This window comes from uncultured Cetobacterium sp., assembly GCF_947072685.1.
GTDB lineage: Bacteria > Fusobacteriota > Fusobacteriia > Fusobacteriales > Fusobacteriaceae > Cetobacterium_A.
In genome coordinates this window covers 1-18,502 of record NZ_CAMTIK010000012.1, presented here as the reverse complement: position 1 = coordinate 18,502, position 18,502 = coordinate 1, and the positions used below count along the sequence as shown (strand labels likewise).

Sequence of the window (18,502 nt, the reverse complement as noted above, 5' to 3'; positions counted from 1 at the left end):
GATGAAGACTCTTCATCCTTTTAATTTATTACATAAACATGCTAACTCCAGGACCGATAGGGATTCCTAAATAAGTCCAAGCAATAAACATTATAGACCAACCAATTAGGAATACAATCGAATATGGTAGCATCATAGCTATTATAGTTCCAATTCCCATAGATCCTTCTTTTTCTTCATATTTAGAAGCAAATCCAACTATGATTGGGAAGTAAGACATTAGTGGAGAAATAATGTTAGTTGTTGAATCTCCGATTCTATATGCTAATTGAGTATATTCAGGAGTTAATCCCAACTCAACAAACATCGGTATGAATACAGGAGAAAGCATTAACCATTTAGAAGAAGCTCCACCGATAAATAAGTTTACAAATGCTGTTAAGAAGATTAATCCAACAGCCGCCCAAATTCCAGTGATTCCTAAATCTTTTAATACGTCAGCAAGCTTAACTGCGATAACAATACCAATATTAGATTTTGAGAAAACATAAACGAATTGAGCTGATACAAATATTATAACAAGAACTTGTCCACAAGAAGACATAGCTTTAGTCATAGCTTTGATAACATCCTTATGAGATTTAACAGTTTTAGCAACTACTCCGTAAGCTAATCCAGGAATAAAGAAAGCTAGCATAAGAATGTAAACAATAGAATCACTAAAGAAAGGTTTTAATATCTCCATAGTTCCAGGTTCTCTATTATTTTGTGTGATAAAAGTAGCAATCTCAGCTTGAGTTAATCTGAAAATTGCATTTTCAGGAACAACCATCAGTAGAACAACTCCAATAAAAGCTATTGTAGCAATTCCAGAAGCTCTTAAACCTTTTTTCTCTTCAGAACTCATTTGATTGCTCAAATCAATTTCAACTTTAGGTCCTTTGTACTCTCCAAGTCTAGGTTCAACTATTTTATCAGTTAGCCATGCACCAACTATTGTGATAAAGAAAGTTGAAGCGAACATAAAGAAGAAGTTAGCAGTAGGAGTTACAGAATATCCAGGTAACACAATCTGTGCAGCTGAAGTTGTAATTCCACCTAGTAAAGGATCAGTAGTTCCGATTAGAAGGTTTGCAGAGAATCCACCTGAAACTCCAGCAAAAGCTGCAGCAATTCCAGCAAGAGGATGTCTTCCAAAAGAAAGGAAAATAACCGCTCCAAGTGGAATAAGCACAACATAACCGGCATCAGAAGCGATATTAGACATAACTCCAGCAAAGACAACAATTGCTGAAACAAGGTGTCTAGGGGTAGATAAAACAATTTTTTTAATAATTGAATTTAAAAGTCCAGTACCTTCAGCAAGACCAACTCCAAGCATAGCTACAACGATTGACCCCAATGCAGCATGACCTGTGAAGTTTTTTACAGTAGAACCGAAAATTCCTCTGATTCCACTTCTAGTAAGTAAATTTTGTACGTAAGTAGTTTTTTCAACCACTTGATTTGTAGTTCTAGAGATTTCTTTGTAGTTAACTGATACACCCATATAAGATAGTATCACCGAAAAAATGATTGTTGCTACGAAGAAACCAAAAAACATCGCAACTGGGTGCGGTAATTTGTTTCCAGTAACTTCAACAAAGTTTAGGAATCTCTCGAACAAACTCATTTTTGTTGTTGAATTAGAATTTGTAGACATTTTTTCCTCCTAATAATAAAGTGTGTTTGAGAATTTGATCTAAAAAAATGAAATTTTTTTTTCACAAATTCCATTTATGAAATATATTGAGTCTATTGATGTGATATAGTCTCAACAAATTTTAGCACAATTTTTTTTATAAAGCAATAAAAAAAATAAAATTAATAATAAAAAAAACGCATTTAATAATCATTAAATGCGTATTAAAAACTTAAAGTTTATAAAAAATACACTTATTTAGAAAAGTTACTTGCATTAGTTCCAGCGATTTTTCCAAAAACAGCGATGTCGACCATTGCATTTCCACCTAATCTATTAGATCCGTGTATTCCACCGGTAACTTCACCTGCAGCAAAAAGTCCTTTTATAGGTTTTCCATTTGAAAGAACCTCGGTTTTTTCATTAATTTTAATTCCACCCATTGTATGATGAACTGCTGGAGCAACCTCAACACTGTAAAAAGGTGCCTTTTCAAGAGTTGTTGGAAGACTTTGTCTTTTAAAGTCAGAATCGAAATTATTTTTAACAGATTCATTATATTTTGAGAAAGTTTTCTTCAATTCATTAACAGGGATATTTAAGTTTTGAGCAAGCTCTTCAATAGAACTTCCTTTTACTAAATAACCTTTCTTATCATAACTGTCGATTGCTTTTAGGCTTTCTTTAACAGATTCATCAAAAATTAAGAAAGCACTTCCACCTTTTTGAGCAAGTTCAGCTTCTGATACAATATCTCTAGTGTCAAGTTCATTGATAAATCTTTTTCCGTCCCTATTGACTAAAATAGCCCCGTTTCCTCTAACTGCTTCAGTAATCATTACACTATTAGAAGGAATAACAGTAGGATGAGTTTGTATTTGTTCCATATCAACTAAATCTACATTAATAGATTTAATCATAGAAATACCGTCGCCAGTTGCTCCCTTATGATTGGTAGTACCAAATCCTTTTAAAGATGGCACATTTTCAACAACCATTTCAGAGTTAGCTCCAAATCCACCACTAGCTATAATGACAGCTTTAGAGTTAATTGTATACTTTTGTCCATTGGGTGCTTTTACAACAACCCCTTTAATTGCTTGACCATCATAAATAAGTGATTCAGCAAAAGTTGAAAGTTTGATATCAACACCGATTTTTTTAGCAGATTCAGAAAGAGCTGCAATAACATTTGGCCCTACAGGAGCTCCGCCTGTGGGTCTGTGAGTTCTATCTACACTTTGTCCACCCATTCTACCAAGGTTACTTAAGTCAGCACCTTTTTCCATTAGCCAATCAACGATTTCAGAAGAAGATTTAGCCATAGTTATAACTAAATTTTTATCATTTGTATTTTTACCACCTTTCATAGTGTCTTCAACAAAAATATCAACAGAATCCTTAACTCCTTTAGAAGCTTGTATAGAAGTTTCAGCGGCATTAAGACCACCTGTAGCATAGTTAGTATTTCCACCTAAAATAGCAGCTTTTTCTATAAGAATAACATTTGAACCATTTTCTTTAGCGGCGATTGAAGCAGTCAAACCAGCACCACCACCACCAATAATAACAACATCAGTTTCTAGATCGTTATATACGATAACTTTTTTTTGTTTAGGAGTCAATTTTGCGCCAGAATCTTTTACAGCTCTATCGATAGCTCTTTTAAGACCTACACTAGTTGACGTAGCTCCTGCAACGTTATCAACTTTAGTATTTTGAGTTTCAATAATATCTGATATTATTGATTCCATACCATCTTTTGTAAAACTACTTTCTTTTTCCTCTAAAATTTCAATATTTTTAATCTCATTATTGCTTATTTTAACTTTAACTTTAATATCTCCATTATAACCTTTAGCAGAAGAGATATAATCTTTTGCATAAACTGGGGAAGTAGATAGGAATAAGCAAGCTAAAAGCCCTAAATACTTTTTGGTGATTTTTTTCATTTTAATTTTTCCTCCTTCAATTTATCTATATTATAATACTAATATACAATAGTGATAGTTTAAATTAAAAGTAATAAAAAATCAAGAAAAATATAATGAAAAAGACGGAAAAGTATTATTTCCGTCTTTAATGTTTGTTTTTTTAAACTATTTTTTTACCGTGATACTCATTGTTTGGAATTAGACTCTGAATTTCTATAAGATTTTCTTTAGTAACACCACCACAAACAAGAATTTTAATTTTATTATCAGCTTTTTTTATCATCTGGTTCAAAAGATCTTTTCCCTCAAAAGCTTTATTTTGTTTTCCAGAAGTCAATATTCGATCAACTCCAAGTTCTATCAATTTAGGTATATCCATTAAAGGATTTGAGACCTCATCAATTGCTTTATGAAAAGTTATACTCATAGGTTTAGCTAATTCAATAAGGTTTTTTAAAAGAGGGTAGTCGATTTCATTCTCATTATTTAATACCCCCAAAACAATCCCTAAAACACCTAGCTCTTTACACATAATTATATCTGAGTTCATAATTTCAATCTCATCTTCAGAGTAAGAGAAATTTCCTCCTCTAGGTCTAATCATAACAAAACAAGGCACAGGAAGTTCACGAGATTTTTTAATAGTTCCATAAGAGGGGGTTGTCCCACCAACAGATAAATTCTCACACAGTTCAATTCTATTAGCTCCATTTTTCATAGCAATTTTAGCTTCTGAAAAAGATTCAACACAAGCTTCAAGAGTTATATTTGAATGGAGAATTTCAATATTATCTTTTGGAGCGATTATTCCTCCCACCAAAACTTTTCCAAATACTCCTTCTCTAGGCATTATACAATCTCCAACTCTATGATATATTTGACAATGATGATGGCACTGTTTTCCTTTTTGAGTTATTTCAATAACAGAGTCATTACCTATCTTTAGTTGAGAACCAACAGCTAAGTTTTTCAAATCAATTCCTTGAACAATTAAGTTTTCTCCAAAAGCGCCAAAATCTACATTTCCCCCTCTAATATTGAAGTCATTGATTTTTTCTACTTCTAGAAGACTGATTTGTCTATGCCAATTACCTGCATGGGCATCATTTTCTAATCCAAAATTTTCTATTAAAACACCTTTTTCTACCACCATTTTTTCAGTTCCTTTTTTTTCGCTTAGACATATAGCGATAATTTTCCCCATGTTATCCTCCTATTTCATTCATTCTCTTGGTTTCAATTGTTTTATCCTGAGAATTACAATTCATCTGATGTTCTTTTGGTTTATTATAAATAGCACTTTTTATAATTTTAGCAAGTTCCTCCGTAGAGATATTGCTTTTAAGATAAGGAATTAAGTCGACACCTTGATTATAGTGTAAACAAAGTTTTAAAAATCCACTAGAAGTAACTCTTATTCTGTTGCAATGTTCACAAAATCTATTAGATAAAGGGCTTATAAAACCAATTTCCCCTTTAAAGTTTAAAATTTTATAGTATGAAGCGGGACCGTCAGTTTTATCAACAGAATCTTTTTCAAGAGTGTATTTTGCCTTGATAATATCTAAAATCTCAGAGTTTTTCATAGAGATAAATTGCTTTCCTTCCCCAATAGGCATGAGCTCTATAAATCGGACTCCTATATCTAGCTCTTTTGTCAAATTGACAAAATCTAAAATTTCATTGTCATTAATTCCTTTCATTATAACAACATTTATTCGAATACGCTCAAATTGTCCAAGTGATGCCTGTTCAATAGTTTTCATAACTTGAAAGAAATCTCCACCTCGAGTAATTTCACTATATTTACTTGGTTTTAAACTGTCTAAACTAATATTGATTCTATTTAATCCATTTGTTGAAAATTCATTTAGATTGTTTGAAAGATTGAATCCATTTGTTGTTATTGCAATTTTTTTGATTTTTTCGATGCTGTTAATTTTTTTTAAAATTTCTAAAAAATCTTTTCTTATAAGTGGTTCGCCACCAGTTATTCTGACTTTTTCAATTCCGATAAGAGAGGTTGCCCTCACAATCTTTTCTATATCATCAGCAGTTAAAAGATCTGTATTGTTAGAAAAAGAGTTATTGTTTTCAGGTAAACAGTATTGACACCGTAAGTTACAATGATCTGTAATAGAAATTCTTAAATAATTAATATGCCTGTTGTTTTTATCAAACATGTTTTCTCCTTTTTGCTTAGATTTCATAATCTTTTTTAAATTCAATTTTAGCATTTAAAAATTCTTCCATTTCTTGTAAAAGTTGAAATAAAGTTGCTCTATTTTCGAATTCACTTCTAGATTTTGGTAAAGGAAAATTTGAAAAAAGGAATTTTAACTCTTTGTGCTCTGTGAGTAAAGGAGTAGTTTTCTTTTCAATCTCAATATTCTCAGCAACTTTAAATATAAAATCAGAAATAATTAAACTATATTCATGTGTTATATAGAGTCTTTTAAAGCACGCTCTCATTCTTGTAAGAATTCTATATTGTCTTCTTCTCATAGAAAAGAAATTTAGATTTTCATTACATTTATCAAAAAGTGAATTATCATAATCCAAAAGAGAAAATTTTCTGCCATTTTCTATAGTACTTTTTAAAGATTTGAAATTTTTATCCTCATTAACAGAAACACAGTTGCATTTCAAACTTTCTGAAATATCAGTTAAAATAGTTTTTAAAATATTATCAGTATTTATTTTGATAGAATCTATTTTCTTTAAGTTTGTAGGCATATATAGGTTTAATACATTCCCAATAAACAAACCTAAAATTAGTACATAAAATTCATTTAGCATAAATGTCAAGGAAATTGATTTTTCGCTTAATATATGTGTTGCTAAAACTGTAGTTATTAAAAAACCTTGAAGAATATTTAATTTTATACACAACGGCATAAAAAGAAGAATAAAGATACCGAGTGTAATATATTGAAAGCCTAAAACATAAGCCAAAAATATGAAAAGGCTCATTCCTAAAAATACAGCTAAGAAACGTTCTATAGTTACCCTTATGCTATCGGATTTGGTGGCTTGTATAGAGATAATTGCAATAATACTTGCAGTAAGCCCATACTTTATACCGAAATAATCAGCAAAAAAATAAGCTAAAAAAGAAGCTAAAGCAGTTTTTATAACTTTATGATCGAAGTATTTAAACATGTAACCATTCTCCTAGTTTATAAAATTAATTAAAAATACTAAATTTAAAGTTTTCAGCAATCTCTTCGAGAACAGATATTCCAGCGATTGAGTTTCCTTTTTGATCAAGGGAAGGGCCAAAAACACCTATACCCATTTGTCCAGGAACAACGGAAAGAATACCTCCCCCTACACCAGATTTTGAAGGGATGCCAACTTTAATTGCAAATTCACCGGAACCATCATACATACCACAAGTAACCATGAGGGTTTTTACAATTGTTGCAATATGTTCGCTAATTACTCTTTCACCAGAAGATAAAACTCCTCCCTTGGCTAAGAAAAGACCAATTTTTGCTAAATCGATAGCAGTGACCTCAATAGAGCACTGTTTGAAGTAAATATCTAAAACCTCTTCAACATCTCCGCTGATTAATCCTTCACCTTTTAAAAAATAAGCCATAGATCTATTTCTATTACCGGTTTCTTTTTCACCCTGATAGATCTCATCATTTACTTCTAAGTTTGGATTTTCAGAAATAAGTTTAAAAAAATCTAAAACTCTATTAAATTTCTCTTCTCCTGATCCTCCTTTTATCATTGAACAAATTTCGATAGCTCCTGCATTTATCATAGGATTAAAGGGTTTTCTCATTCTTCCAGTCTCTAATTTTCTAATAGAGTTAAAAGCGTCGCCAGTAGGTTCCATCCCAACTTTTGAAAATACATATTTCTCACCTCTGTCTAAAAGAGCTAGCATTAAAGTGAGCGGTTTAGATATACTTTGGATTGTAAATTTAATTTCGGAATCCCCAGATTTTAAAAGAGTTCCATCACTGTCAATTATACATATGCCAAGATGATTTTTATTAGCTGAAGAAAGTCCCGGAATATAGTCGGCAACCTTTCCGTTTTCACAAATATATTTATTACGATTAATTATACCATCTAAAAAATTTTTCATAGCTCCTCCTATGTTGAATATTGTATGCTAATCTAATTATATATAAAAAAAAGAAAAATATCAAAAAAAATTATAAATTCATACCTATAGTTTTGAAATATACTGATATAATAAAAAAAATAATATGGATAGGGGGAGTAGATATGAAATTTTTATCGAGAAGAACAATAAGAAAATATACTGAAAAAAAGGTGACACAGGATGAGATTCAAGAGATCTTAAAAGTAGCACTATTTGCACCAAGCAGCAGAAATAAGAGAGCTATCGAATTTATAATAATAAATGATGAGAAGGTAGCTAAAAAATTGAGTGAATATAAAAAAAATATTCAAAATATGCTTTTAGATGCAAGTTTTTCTATAGTTGTTATAGCTGATAAAAGCCAAAGTGACACTTGGATAGAAAATTGTTCGGTAGCATTAACATTGATGCAGCTCAAGGCTTGGGATATGGGAATAGGTTCTTGTTGGATGCAAGTGAGAGGGAGAGTGGACAATAATGATATTAACAGTGAAGAAATTATAAAAAAAGTCTTAGAGATACCTTCGGAATATGGAGTGCTTGCAATAATGACATTTGGATATCCTGATGAGATAAAAGAAGGATATGAATTATCTCAGGTTGTTAATGATAGAATTCACTATGAAAAATATTAAAATAGTTCATTTTGAATAAAAAACAGTTGTAAAAATAGGTAGTATAGTAGTATAATTTGTCGTTGAAAACCAAAAATAGGAGGGAATAATGAGAAAAAAATTGGTTGGATTAGCCATGTTATTGGCGGGGATAAATATTTGTGCTGGAGAAATCCTAATGGGAACAACGACATCTTTAGATGATACTGGTTTTTTAACAGAGGTATCAAAAGTCTTAAAAGATGAAAAAGGTGTGGAATTGAAATGGATTGCAAAAGGAACTGGTGAGGCGCTAGAACTTGGGAAAAGAGGTGATGTTGATATTCTTTTCACACACGATCCGGGAAGGGAAGAGAAATTTATACAAGATGGATTTGGAGCGAAAAGACATCCTTTAATGTATAATTACTTTGTAGTTGTTACAAATGGAGAGAGAGATTTGACAAGTTATTCAAAAGATTTAAATGAAGTGCTACAAAAGATTTCAACTGAAAATTTAACTTTTATTTCAAGAGGAGATAAGTCAGGAACTCATTCTAAAGAACTTTCTATGTGGAAGACTTCAGGCGTGGATAAAAACTTTGGAAATTATAAAGAAGCAGGATTAGGGATGGCAAAAACACTTAATTTAACATCTGAATTACAAGCATTTACTCTTTCAGATAGTGGAACATTTTTAAAAGTTAAAGATAAATTTAATCTACAAGAGGTTGCTTTAAATGAGAAAGAACCTCTAAAAAATATTTATTCAATTTTAGAGCTATCAAATGTTGAGGCTTCAAAAAAAGATGATATAAGAGTATTTGTAGAGTTTATGAACTCTGATAAAGCAACTGAAATTATGAAAAATTTTGGAACAAAAGAATTTGGAACACCACTGTTCTTTGTAGGTAAATAATGTGAATAAAGAGATAGTTGAAATAATTGTATTATCTCTATTTGTTAGTGGTCTATCGAGTGTTTTTAGCTCTCTATTAGGATTTTTTATAAGTTTATGGTTATTTTTAAAAATTAATCCATTGAATAAAAAACTATTGGAGATTTGTAGGGCACTAACAGGAGTTCCAACGATAATATTTGGTTTAGTTGTGCTTTTAATGTTATCTCGAAAAGGGATTTTGGGACCCTTGAATCTACTATTTACTCCATCGGCAATTATAATAGCTCAATTTTTATTATTATTACCGTTAGTTATAACTCTGTGTTCAGAGATTCTAGAAAATGATGGAAAAAAAATTGTTACAATGTGTAAACTTTTACATATTCCAAAATCGGAAATAAAAAAAGTTTTCTTTAGGGAGTTAAATACTAAATTTTTAGGAGTATTTCTGGTTGCATTTGCAAGAGGAATATCAGAGGTAGGTTCTGTAATGCTAGTGGGTGGGAATATAAAAGGTCATACTAGGGTGATGACAACCTATATAGCATTATCAACTTCAATGGGAAATTATGATAGTTCATTAATAATAGCATTAGTATTATTTATAATTTCTTATTTGATAAATTATATGATAAAAATGGTGAGATAAATTGATAAAAGTAATGGGACTAAAAAAGTATTATGGAGAAAAACTTATTTTGGATATACCAAATTTTACTTTTGAAAAAGGTAAGATATATTCAGTTATAGGAAAAAATGGAGCAGGAAAATCTACACTTATAAAAATTCTTAGTGGAATTGTGAGTTTAGATGAGGGAAAGCTGGAGATTGAGAGAGAAAATACAATTTTATCTCCTCAAGAACCAATGTTTTTTAAAGGTGATGTTTGGTACAATTTGACTGAACCTTTTAAACTATGTAAAAAAAAAATTTCAACTGATAAGCTAGAGAAGCTTTTAAAAAAATTTGAAATAGATTATTTAAAAAAAGCATCGATAAATAGTTTATCGGGAGGAGAAAAAGCAAAGGTTCAGTTCATAAGAACTGTTCTTTACGAGAAAGACTGTATTTTTTTAGATGAGCCAACAGCAAGTATAGATAAAAAAAGCTCATTTCTTGTAGAAGAGATTTTATTAGAACTAAAAAAAATGGGGAAATTAATAGTAATTATAACGCATGATCACGATCAAGCGAGAAGAATCAGTGATACATTACTAGAGATAGATGAAGCAAAATTATTAAAAAGGGGGACATAAATGTCTAAAGATTTAGTTAAAAAAGTCTTTGATAAAGAGGCTACAAGACGTGAGTTTTTAAAACTTACCGGGAAAGGAATAGCGGGATTCGCTGTGACATCCTCGATTCTTTCAATGTTTGGTTTTGGAGAGGAAGCACTAGCAGCTACGGCTTTACCGCAGGGGTTATTGGTCGTAGATAGATCTAAATGTACTGGGTGTCAACGTTGTGAAATAACATGTACACTTCAAAATGATGGAAAGATTCAACCATTTTTATCTAGAATTAAAGTTAGTGAAAATTATAACTTTGGAACATCGGGACCAAAAATGAACTATCAATATGAAGATGGGCAGATGGGGAATCTTAAGATGGCTCCTGTGACGTGTAAACAGTGTAGAGAACCATTCTGTGCAAATGCATGTCCTAAAAATGCAATTATAGCAGATCCTAATACTGGAGCAAGAGTTGTTGTAAAAGATAAATGTGTAGGTTGTGGAACATGTACAGAGGCATGTCCATGGAGTTTACCAACTATAGATTCAAAAACAAGTCAAGCAACAAAATGTGTGACATGTGGAGCATGTGCAAAAGCGTGTCCTACCAATGCTTTGTCTGTAATTCCTTGGGAAGATATAAGCAAGGCACATTTTTTTAGTAAGAGATAATAAGGGGGATAAGAAATAAATGGATAAATCATACGGATGGGCAGGAAAAATACTGAGAGTAAACCTGACAACAGGAAAAATAACAATAGAGCAAACATCTAAATATAAAGATTTAATAGGTGGAATGGGAATAGGATATAAAGTTATCTTTGATGAGGTTCCGTCTGGAACAAAGGCTTTTGATGAGGCAAATAAAATTGTATTTGCAATAGGGCCACTAACAGGTTCAGGAGCTCCTTCAAGTTCTAGAACAAATATTACCTCATTATTTCCATCAAATCCTTATAATGCAGTAGGAGATTCACATATGGGTGGAAATTTTGCAGCTCAATTAAAATATGCGGGATATGATGCAATAATAATAGAAGGGAAATCAAATAGACCAGTATGGTTAAAAATAGATAACGATAAAGTTACTTTAGAAGATGCATCAAAAGTTTGGGGTAAGGGAATAAAAGATACAACAGCACAACTGGCAGCTTTAATGGGAAAAGACTCATCAATTGCTGCAATAGGTCAAGCTGGAGAAAATATGGTTAATCTTTCTGTTATCATGAATGGACTTAGTCACTCGGCAGGAGGACATGGAGGAATTCTTGGTTCTAAAATGTTAAAAGCTATTGGAGTAAAGGGAAACCAAGCTGTTAATATTGCAGGGAAAGGTAGAGATTTACTAAAACTAAATAACTACATGATGAAAGATTTAATAGGAGCAAACAATCAGCATGTTGTTCCAAGTACTCCTCAACCTTGGGCTGAATTCCATCACAAAGGAAGTAGATGGACAGCAAGAGAAGGATTAACTTGGGGAGCGGCAGAGGGAGGTCCAATAGAAACAGGGATAGCAGCAGCAGGAGATGTAAATAGAGTAGGATATAGAACTATGAAAGCTACATTTGATTTAGGACCATCAGCAGAAAAATATACAGTTAGAATGGGCGGATGCCAATCTTGTCCAATTAGATGTATGAGTCAGCTTAGAATTCCAAAATTAGAAGAGTATGGATTATCTCCTTATGTAGCAAACTCATGTATGGGATATTTCTCTCCTCAAAGGGTTATGTTTAAAGGGAATAAAGATATTGAAGAAAAAGGTGATGGGGGAATGTTCGCAGCAGCTATAGGAGCTTCTTTAGCTGATGATTATGGAGTATGGTGTAACTACGGACTTTTAGGAACAGATTTAAAGCATGGGTATGAGAGTGGAATCTTTAAAAAGGTTCTTCCAGCTGATGAATATAACTCGATTCCTTGGAACCTTTTAGAAGAGAAAGATCCGGCATTCTTAATAGATTTTTATAGAAGAATAGCTTTCAAAGAGGGAGAGTTAGGTCACCTTGGAGATGGAGCTTATTGGGTAGCGAAAAGATGGGATTTTGGAGATGATTACTGGAATAATGTTAAATATGGATTATGGTCAAAATTAGGATTCCCTAAGCACCACTCAAACGAAACAAATGGACAAGTTGGAGCATTAATTAGCTGTATGTTTAATAGAGATGCTCAGAGTCATACTCTAGTAAATTTAGTAGGAAGTGGATTGCCAATAGAGATTCAAAAAGAAATAGTCGCTGAAATTGTTGGGTCTCCAGATGGAATAGATCCGCCACTTAACTATACTCCGATGAATGAGTACAAAGCAAGACTTGCAAAATGGGCAATTACAAAGAACTGTTTACATGATTCGTTAACTCTTTGTAACTGGATGTGGCCAATGACAGTATCGCCTCATAAATCTAGAAATTATAGAGGAGACCTAGGTCTAGAAGCTAAATTTATGACTGTTATAACAGGAGAGAATTACACAGAACAAAATTTAGATTTAGCTGCTGAAAGAATATTTACTCTTCATAGAGCGTTAACAGTAAAGAATATGAACACTATTGATATGAGAAATGAACATGATGGAATGACTGATTGGGTATTTGATAAAGATGCCGACATGAAGGCATTTACACCAGGAACAGACAAGATGGAGAGAGAAGATATGCAAGTTGCACTTACAATGTTCTATAAAGAGATGGGATGGGATGAGAAAACAGGCGCTCCGACAAGAATAACATTGGAAAGACTAGGTTTGGGAGATGTAGCTAACCAACTTGCAAAACTTAACCTATTGCCTGCATAATAAATTAAAAAGGAAGAGTATAAAATGAAAAGAGTTTTAGAACATATAAGAAACTCTTCTAAAGTTGGTGAATTGGTAAGTAAATTAGAACTATTAAGGGGGTCTCTAAATATAGAGGCTCCTGAAATAGAAAAACTTTTAGTGGAGATTTTAAGTTCTGAAGAGTATTCTGACATTCAAGAAATTATTGGAATAAATGATAGTTTTTATTACTCAATAGATTATATGAGTGATGCTTACGCAGAAGTTATATTTAAGCTAAAAGACGAAAATATAGAGAAGACAATTTCAGATTATGTAAGAAAAGAGTCTAAAATTTATCCAAGACCAACAGCTTTAGAAGTTTTTAAATTAAATCCATTTAAGAAAAATGATCAAGAGTTAGAAGAGATATTTAAAAAAATTGAAGCTTCAGAAGAGTTTAAAGATATACAAAAAGTTTTATCATCTAATGGTGCAGTATATCTATATTCAGATATTCATATGACAAAAGGTCATGCAAGAGGACTGTGTGAGTGGATTGAAGTTGGACAGTTTGAAAATCCGTAAAAATTGGGAGTAGAAATTATGATAAAAAAAAGTAATGTATGTGATGAAGCTCCTGTTGAAATGAAGGTAAATGGTGAGAAATTAGTGACATTTATGTGTACTCCAAGCGATTTAACAGATTTAGCAGTGGGACACCTTTACACAAGAGGAATTTTAAAAAATAAAAGTGAAATTATGAGTATTGCAGCTTGTAAAGATTTAAAAATGATAGCAGCATTTGTATCTGGAAAAATAGAGGATGAAGTTTTTACAATTCCAAAAGTAGTTTTAAGTGGATGTGGAAGTGGAGCTCTTTTTGATGAAAAATTAATGGATAAAAAGGCCATTGTTTTTAATAAAACTATAGATATGGATAGAATAAAAAAGATTACAAGAGATATGATGGATGGCGCAGTAATGTATAAAACCAGCGGTGGAATGCATTGTGCAGGAATAGGAAGTCCTGAAGGTGAATTTTTAGTTAGGGAGGATATAGGGAGACATAACGCTGTTGATAAAGTGATTGGTGCTGCTATAAATAAAGAATTTTTATTAGAGAAATCAGTGATAGTAACAACAGGAAGGTTATCTTTAGATATGGTATTAAAAGCTGTCGGAGCTAAAATACCTGTAGTAGCTTCTCTTAGTATTCCAAGTAGTTTATCGGTAGAATTAGCAGAGAAGCTTGGGATATGCTTAATAGGGAGAATAGGGAGTTTGAATCCTGTTATTTATACGTATGAAAATAGAATAAAAAAATAGAGGAGAAAAAAATGTTTGGAAGATTAGGACCATTTGAATTAATATTAATTTTATGTATAGCACTAGTTATTTTTGGACCATCAAAATTACCTGAAATAGGAAAGTCTTTAGGAAAAGCAATAAAAGAGTTTAAAGGGCATGCAAATGATATTACAAAGGATATAGATCCAAATACACCTCCAAAAGATGAGGAGAAAAAGTGAAAAAAAATAATTTAACTATGCTTGGACACTTAGCAGAGTTGAGAAAAAGATTAACAATAATAGTTGTAGCAAATCTAATATTAACTTTTGTTTGCTATGAGTATTCAAATAAATTAGTTCAGTTATTTTTAGATATGAATAGAAATATGAGACTAGTTTATTTAACACCACCAGAATTATTTTTAGCTTATTTAAAGATATCTTTAATAGCTGGAGTTATCATAGCATCGCCAATAACAATTCTTCAAGTTTGGATTTTTGTTTCTCCAGGATTATATAAAAAAGAAAGAGCAGGTATTATTGGAACATTTGTAGCAGGACTCTTATTTTTTATGACTGGAGGACTATTTGCTTATAAAGTAGTTTTGCCAACAATGTTAGAGTTTTTTCAGAAGTTTCAAACTGAAGAAATAGCCCAAATGATATCGGTAGGATCATACTTAGATTTTGTTTTAAGTATTATATTTACTTTTGGAATTGTTTTCGAAATGCCTGTTTTAGCTGCACTACTAGCAAAATTAAAACTAATAAAAGCAAAAACATTAAAAAAGAAACAACCGGTAATGATATTGATAATATTTATAATAGCTGCAATAATGACACCACCAGATATAGTTTCTCAAATAATGTTAGCAGTTCCTATGATCTTATTATTACAACTTAGTATAGGAATTTGCTGGTTGATAAATAAATATCAGGAGGATTAATGAAATTTTTTAAAACAGTAAGCTTAGATATGGCTTTCAAAGAGATATCAAATAAAAATAGTATTGTATTAAAAACAGAGAAAATAGAGATGGAAAATTCACTAGGAAGAATTTTAGCTGAAGATATATATTCCGAGTTGAATTTACCTTCATTTAATAGATCGACAGTAGATGGATATGCTGTAAAAGTAAAAGATATTTTCGGCGCTAGTGAATTTTCTCCAGTACCTTTAAGTTTAAAAGGTACTGTTGTAATGGGTAAAAAAAGTGAGCATATAATAGAAGGTGGAAGTTGTATATATATACCTACTGGAGGAATGCTTCCGGAGGGTGCAGACGGAGTTGTAATGATAGAGGATTGTGAGCCTTTAGGTGATGAGATTCTTGTGAATAAAGGTATTTCAAATTATTCAAATCTTATTTTAAAAGGAAGTGAGATTCAAAAAAATCAAAAGATTATTTCTAAAGGGGAAAGAATAACTTCTGGACATATAGGGGTTTTAGCCTCTATTGGAAGAAAAGAGATAGAAGTGTATGAAAAAATAAAATTCTCTATAATATCAACAGGAGATGAAGTTGTCCCTATTGGAAGCAGTTTAAAAGTTGGAGAAGTATATGATATAAATACCCATATTTTTAGCTCTTTAATAGAGGAAGGAGCAGGAGAGGTAGTTCATAAATTTTTAGTTAGGGATAATTTAGAGTTATTATCAAAAAATTTAAAGGATGCCTCAGAAAAATCACATGTAGTTTTAATTTCTGGTGGAAGTTCTGTAGGGATGAAAGATTTTACAGAAAAAGCAATTGAAAATATAGGTGGAGAGATATTTATACATGGGATGGCAATAAAGCCTGGAAAACCAACGATTGTAGCCACCTATAAAGATAAGTTTATATTTGGAATGCCAGGACACCCTCAATCAGGAGTAAATGTTTTTAGAGTTTTAGTAGAAAAAATATTTTTAAATAGACCTAGAACAGTAGTTTTAGGAAAATTAACTGAAAATTTATATGGTGATCCTGGAAAAACATGTTTTATAAATGTAAGCTTAGTATACAGTGAAGATGGAATAAAAGTTCAACCTTTTCAAAGTAAGGCTTCAATGATTAGACCTGTTTTGGATGCATGTGGATTTATATCTATTCCTGATTATAAAGAGGGACTGTATGCTGGAGAAATTGTGGAGGTTATATTAAATGGAAAATAGAAATGTATACATCGATAATATTGATGTTGAAAAAGCATTGAGCATATTTTTTAAAAGTTTGGAAATAGACCTTCAAGATGAAAAAATATCAGTATTAGATTCAATAGGGAGAGTTACTTCAAAGGCAGTTTTTGCTAAAAGGTGCTCACCGACATATTCAGCTAGTGCAATGGATGGAATATTGATATTCGCTGAAAAAACAGCAGAAGCTTCAGAAGTTAATCCAATCTATTTAAAAGAAAATGAAGATTTTATATTTGTAAATACTGGAAATCCAATAGATTATAACATTGGAGATAGTGTAATAATGATTGAAGAGGTTATTTCGGTAGGAAACGGATTATATAAAATAATTAAAAGTTCTAGACCATGGCAGCATATAAGACCTGTAGGTGAAGATATTATAGAAGGTGAAATGATTATAAAATCCAATCATAAAATAGCACCTCAAGATTTAGGAGCTTTAATTTCTGCTGGAGTTCTTGAAATATTTGTTATAAAAAAACCTAAAGTAGCTATAATAGCAACAGGCGATGAGGTTATAGATATTTTTAAAGAAGACTATAAAGAAAAATCAGTGATTGACTGTAATTCATATGTTTTTTCAGCTCAGATAAAGGAATGGGGTGGAATACCAGAGATATTACCAAAATTGAAGGACAATTTGAGCTGTATAAAAGAAAACTTAAGTTTAATTATAAAAGATTTTGATTTAATATTGATAAATGCAGGATCATCGGCAGGAAGCAAGGATTACACAAAAAGTGTAATAGAGGATTTAGGAGAAGTAGTTGTACATGGTGTAGCAATAAAACCTGGGAAACCAACAATATTAGGGAATGTGGATGGTAAACCTGTGATTGGAATACCAGGATATCCAGTTTCAGCATTTTTAGCTATGGATATTTTTATTAAACCTTTAATGGAAAAATTGACACAAATATCTAAAGAGGATACTTTTGTAGAAGGTGTTTTATCTAAAACAATTGTTTCATCTTTGAAGCATAAAGAACTTGTAAGAGTTACACTAAATTACTCGGAAGGCAAGTATATAGTAAACCCCTTAGCTAGAGGAGCAGGAATTACAACTAGTCTTTCTAAAGCGGATGGAATTTTAGAAATTCCAAAAGAAGTTGAAGGAATAAAAGGTGGAGAGGTTGTAAAAATTAAACTTTTAAAGCCTTTAAAAGAGATTAAAGATTACCTTATATCTGTTGGAAGCCATGATGTTATAATGGATTTAATCGGTGATAAAATAAAATTATGTTCAACTCATACAGGAAGTTTTGGAGGAGTATTAGCAATTAAACAAAAAAATACTCATATAGCTCCAATACATATATTGGATGATGAATCCGGAGTATATAACATCCCAGCAGTAAAAAAATATTTTCCAGCAGAAGAGATGGTATTGATAAAGGGTGTTAAACGTGTTCAAGGATTGATGGTTACAAAATGTAATCCTCTTGGTATAAAAGATATAAGTGATATTATTTCACAAAATTTGAGATACGTTAACCGTCAAAGAGGATCAGGAACAAGAATTCTTTTAGATTTTTTATTAAAAAAAGAGAGTATAGCAAGTGAAACTTTAAATGGCTATGCAAGAGAAGCAAATACACATTTAGAAGTGGCAATGGCTATAAAAAGTGGAACTTCAGATGTAGGCTTAGGAATAAAAGAGGCCGCAGTTATTGCAGATTTAGATTTTATTCCAATATTAGATGAAGATTATGATTTTTTAGTTAATCCTAAAATGATAGATTCAGATAAAATAAAGGAATTTATAGCATTTTTAAAATCGGATTATTTTATAAATAAAATAAACGATTTAGATGGATATTCAGCTATAAATTCAGGTGAAGTTATTGTTATTTAAAAAGAGTT

Annotated in this window: 18 protein-coding genes and 1 pseudogene; 12 read left to right on the top strand and 7 right to left on the bottom strand. The window is 31.4% G+C overall.

Translation table 11 applies throughout. The annotated features are described in order from the left end of the window. Positions 1-28: 28 nt before the first annotated feature. From Q0V67_RS05825 to glsA, 7 genes and pseudogenes are all read right to left on the bottom strand, one after another. The gene (locus Q0V67_RS05825) at positions 29-1,642 is read right to left on the bottom strand and encodes an AbgT family transporter (RefSeq protein WP_297597916.1); all 1,614 of its coding nucleotides are present in this window, start codon (positions 1,640-1,642) and stop codon (positions 29-31) included. A 233-nt stretch (positions 1,643-1,875) separates the two neighbouring features. Then, positions 1,876-3,573, bottom strand: a complete 1,698-nt coding sequence (locus Q0V67_RS05820) for a flavocytochrome c (RefSeq protein ID WP_297597914.1) — start codon at positions 3,571-3,573, stop codon at positions 1,876-1,878. Positions 3,574-3,715: 142 nt separating this feature from the next. After that, positions 3,716-4,321, bottom strand: coding sequence for a copper homeostasis protein CutC (locus tag Q0V67_RS10350; RefSeq protein WP_366938441.1), 606 nt, complete (start codon positions 4,319-4,321; stop codon positions 3,716-3,718). Between the two features lie 30 nt (positions 4,322-4,351). Next, a pseudogene (locus Q0V67_RS10345) lies at positions 4,352-4,708 on the bottom strand (MOSC domain-containing protein); the annotation flags it as partial. Between the two features lie 52 nt (positions 4,709-4,760). Beyond that, on the bottom strand, positions 4,761-5,738 hold the full coding sequence (gene moaA / locus Q0V67_RS05810) for a GTP 3',8-cyclase MoaA (protein ID WP_297597909.1): 978 nt from the start codon (positions 5,736-5,738) through the stop codon (positions 4,761-4,763). A 16-nt stretch (positions 5,739-5,754) separates the two neighbouring features. Next, positions 5,755-6,717: an aromatic acid exporter family protein gene (locus tag Q0V67_RS05805; RefSeq protein WP_297597907.1), complete on the bottom strand. Its 963-nt coding sequence runs from the start codon at positions 6,715-6,717 to the stop codon at positions 5,755-5,757. 25 nt (positions 6,718-6,742) lie between these two features. Continuing rightward, positions 6,743-7,660, bottom strand: a complete 918-nt coding sequence (glsA, locus tag Q0V67_RS05800) for a glutaminase A (RefSeq protein ID WP_297597905.1) — start codon at positions 7,658-7,660, stop codon at positions 6,743-6,745. Positions 7,661-7,803: 143 nt separating this feature from the next. Between glsA and Q0V67_RS05795 the strand changes: the two genes are divergently transcribed. The 12 genes from Q0V67_RS05795 to Q0V67_RS05740 all read left to right on the top strand — a co-directional run bounded on the left by Q0V67_RS05795 (position 7,804) and on the right by Q0V67_RS05740 (position 18,494). After that, on the top strand, positions 7,804-8,316 hold the full coding sequence (locus Q0V67_RS05795) for a nitroreductase family protein (RefSeq protein WP_297597903.1): 513 nt from the start codon (positions 7,804-7,806) through the stop codon (positions 8,314-8,316). Between the two features lie 88 nt (positions 8,317-8,404). Continuing rightward, positions 8,405-9,193 carry a substrate-binding domain-containing protein gene (locus Q0V67_RS05790; RefSeq protein WP_297597901.1) on the top strand — a complete coding sequence of 263 codons (789 nt, stop codon included), beginning with the start codon at positions 8,405-8,407 and terminating at the stop codon, positions 9,191-9,193. A 1-nt stretch (position 9,194) separates the two neighbouring features. Then, the gene (locus tag Q0V67_RS05785) at positions 9,195-9,824 is read left to right on the top strand and encodes an ABC transporter permease (RefSeq protein WP_297597899.1); all 630 of its coding nucleotides are present in this window, start codon (positions 9,195-9,197) and stop codon (positions 9,822-9,824) included. 1 nt (position 9,825) lies between these two features. Next, on the top strand, positions 9,826-10,431 hold the full coding sequence (locus Q0V67_RS05780) for an ATP-binding cassette domain-containing protein (protein ID WP_297597897.1): 606 nt from the start codon (positions 9,826-9,828) through the stop codon (positions 10,429-10,431). Beyond that, a complete protein-coding gene (locus Q0V67_RS05775; RefSeq protein ID WP_297597895.1) occupies positions 10,432-11,079 on the top strand; it encodes a ferredoxin-like protein in 648 nt (215 codons plus the stop codon). A gap of 19 nt (positions 11,080-11,098) precedes the next feature. Next, positions 11,099-13,207 (top strand): aldehyde ferredoxin oxidoreductase, encoded by a 2,109-nt coding sequence (locus Q0V67_RS05770; protein ID WP_297597892.1) that lies wholly within the window; start codon positions 11,099-11,101, stop codon positions 13,205-13,207. Between the two features lie 24 nt (positions 13,208-13,231). After that, entirely contained in the window at positions 13,232-13,756 is a 525-nt protein-coding gene (locus Q0V67_RS05765) for a hypothetical protein (protein ID WP_297597890.1), read from the top strand. A gap of 18 nt (positions 13,757-13,774) precedes the next feature. Then, positions 13,775-14,497 (top strand): formate dehydrogenase accessory sulfurtransferase FdhD, encoded by a 723-nt coding sequence (fdhD, locus tag Q0V67_RS05760; protein WP_297597889.1) that lies wholly within the window; start codon positions 13,775-13,777, stop codon positions 14,495-14,497. An 11-nt stretch (positions 14,498-14,508) separates the two neighbouring features. Continuing rightward, entirely contained in the window at positions 14,509-14,700 is a 192-nt protein-coding gene (locus tag Q0V67_RS05755) for a twin-arginine translocase TatA/TatE family subunit (protein ID WP_185874759.1), read from the top strand. Beyond that, entirely contained in the window at positions 14,697-15,407 is a 711-nt protein-coding gene (gene tatC, locus Q0V67_RS05750; RefSeq protein WP_297597885.1) for a twin-arginine translocase subunit TatC, read from the top strand. The genes Q0V67_RS05755 and tatC overlap by 4 nt, the downstream gene beginning before the upstream one ends. Next, positions 15,407-16,615 carry a molybdopterin molybdotransferase MoeA gene (locus Q0V67_RS05745; RefSeq protein ID WP_297597883.1) on the top strand — a complete coding sequence of 403 codons (1,209 nt, stop codon included), beginning with the start codon at positions 15,407-15,409 and terminating at the stop codon, positions 16,613-16,615. Before tatC ends, Q0V67_RS05745 begins: the two co-directional genes overlap by 1 nt. Next, a complete protein-coding gene (locus Q0V67_RS05740) occupies positions 16,605-18,494 on the top strand; it encodes a molybdopterin biosynthesis protein (RefSeq protein ID WP_297597881.1) in 1,890 nt (629 codons plus the stop codon). Before Q0V67_RS05745 ends, Q0V67_RS05740 begins: the two co-directional genes overlap by 11 nt. The last annotated feature ends 8 nt before the right edge of the window (positions 18,495-18,502 follow it).

Bases quoted from the DNA above. Each gene is read 5' to 3' on its own strand.
- moaA (WP_297597909.1), bottom strand. From the start codon at position 5,738: ATGTTTGATAAAAACAACAGGCATATTAATTATTTAAGAATTTCTATT.
- Q0V67_RS05775 (WP_297597895.1), top strand. From the start codon at position 10,432: ATGTCTAAAGATTTAGTTAAAAAAGTCTTTGATAAAGAGGCTACAAGA.
- Q0V67_RS05740 (WP_297597881.1), top strand. From the start codon at position 16,605: ATGGAAAATAGAAATGTATACATCGATAATATTGATGTTGAAAAAGCA.
- Q0V67_RS05795 (WP_297597903.1), top strand. From the start codon at position 7,804: ATGAAATTTTTATCGAGAAGAACAATAAGAAAATATACTGAAAAAAAG.
- Q0V67_RS05755 (WP_185874759.1), top strand. From the start codon at position 14,509: ATGTTTGGAAGATTAGGACCATTTGAATTAATATTAATTTTATGTATA.
- Q0V67_RS05790 (WP_297597901.1), top strand. From the start codon at position 8,405: ATGAGAAAAAAATTGGTTGGATTAGCCATGTTATTGGCGGGGATAAAT.
- Q0V67_RS05765 (WP_297597890.1), top strand. From the start codon at position 13,232: ATGAAAAGAGTTTTAGAACATATAAGAAACTCTTCTAAAGTTGGTGAA.
- Q0V67_RS05825 (WP_297597916.1), bottom strand. From the start codon at position 1,642: ATGTCTACAAATTCTAATTCAACAACAAAAATGAGTTTGTTCGAGAGA.
- glsA (WP_297597905.1), bottom strand. From the start codon at position 7,660: ATGAAAAATTTTTTAGATGGTATAATTAATCGTAATAAATATATTTGT.
- Q0V67_RS05805 (WP_297597907.1), bottom strand. From the start codon at position 6,717: ATGTTTAAATACTTCGATCATAAAGTTATAAAAACTGCTTTAGCTTCT.
- Q0V67_RS05770 (WP_297597892.1), top strand. From the start codon at position 11,099: ATGGATAAATCATACGGATGGGCAGGAAAAATACTGAGAGTAAACCTG.
- fdhD (WP_297597889.1), top strand. From the start codon at position 13,775: ATGATAAAAAAAAGTAATGTATGTGATGAAGCTCCTGTTGAAATGAAG.
- Q0V67_RS05745 (WP_297597883.1), top strand. From the start codon at position 15,407: ATGAAATTTTTTAAAACAGTAAGCTTAGATATGGCTTTCAAAGAGATA.
- Q0V67_RS05820 (WP_297597914.1), bottom strand. From the start codon at position 3,573: ATGAAAAAAATCACCAAAAAGTATTTAGGGCTTTTAGCTTGCTTATTC.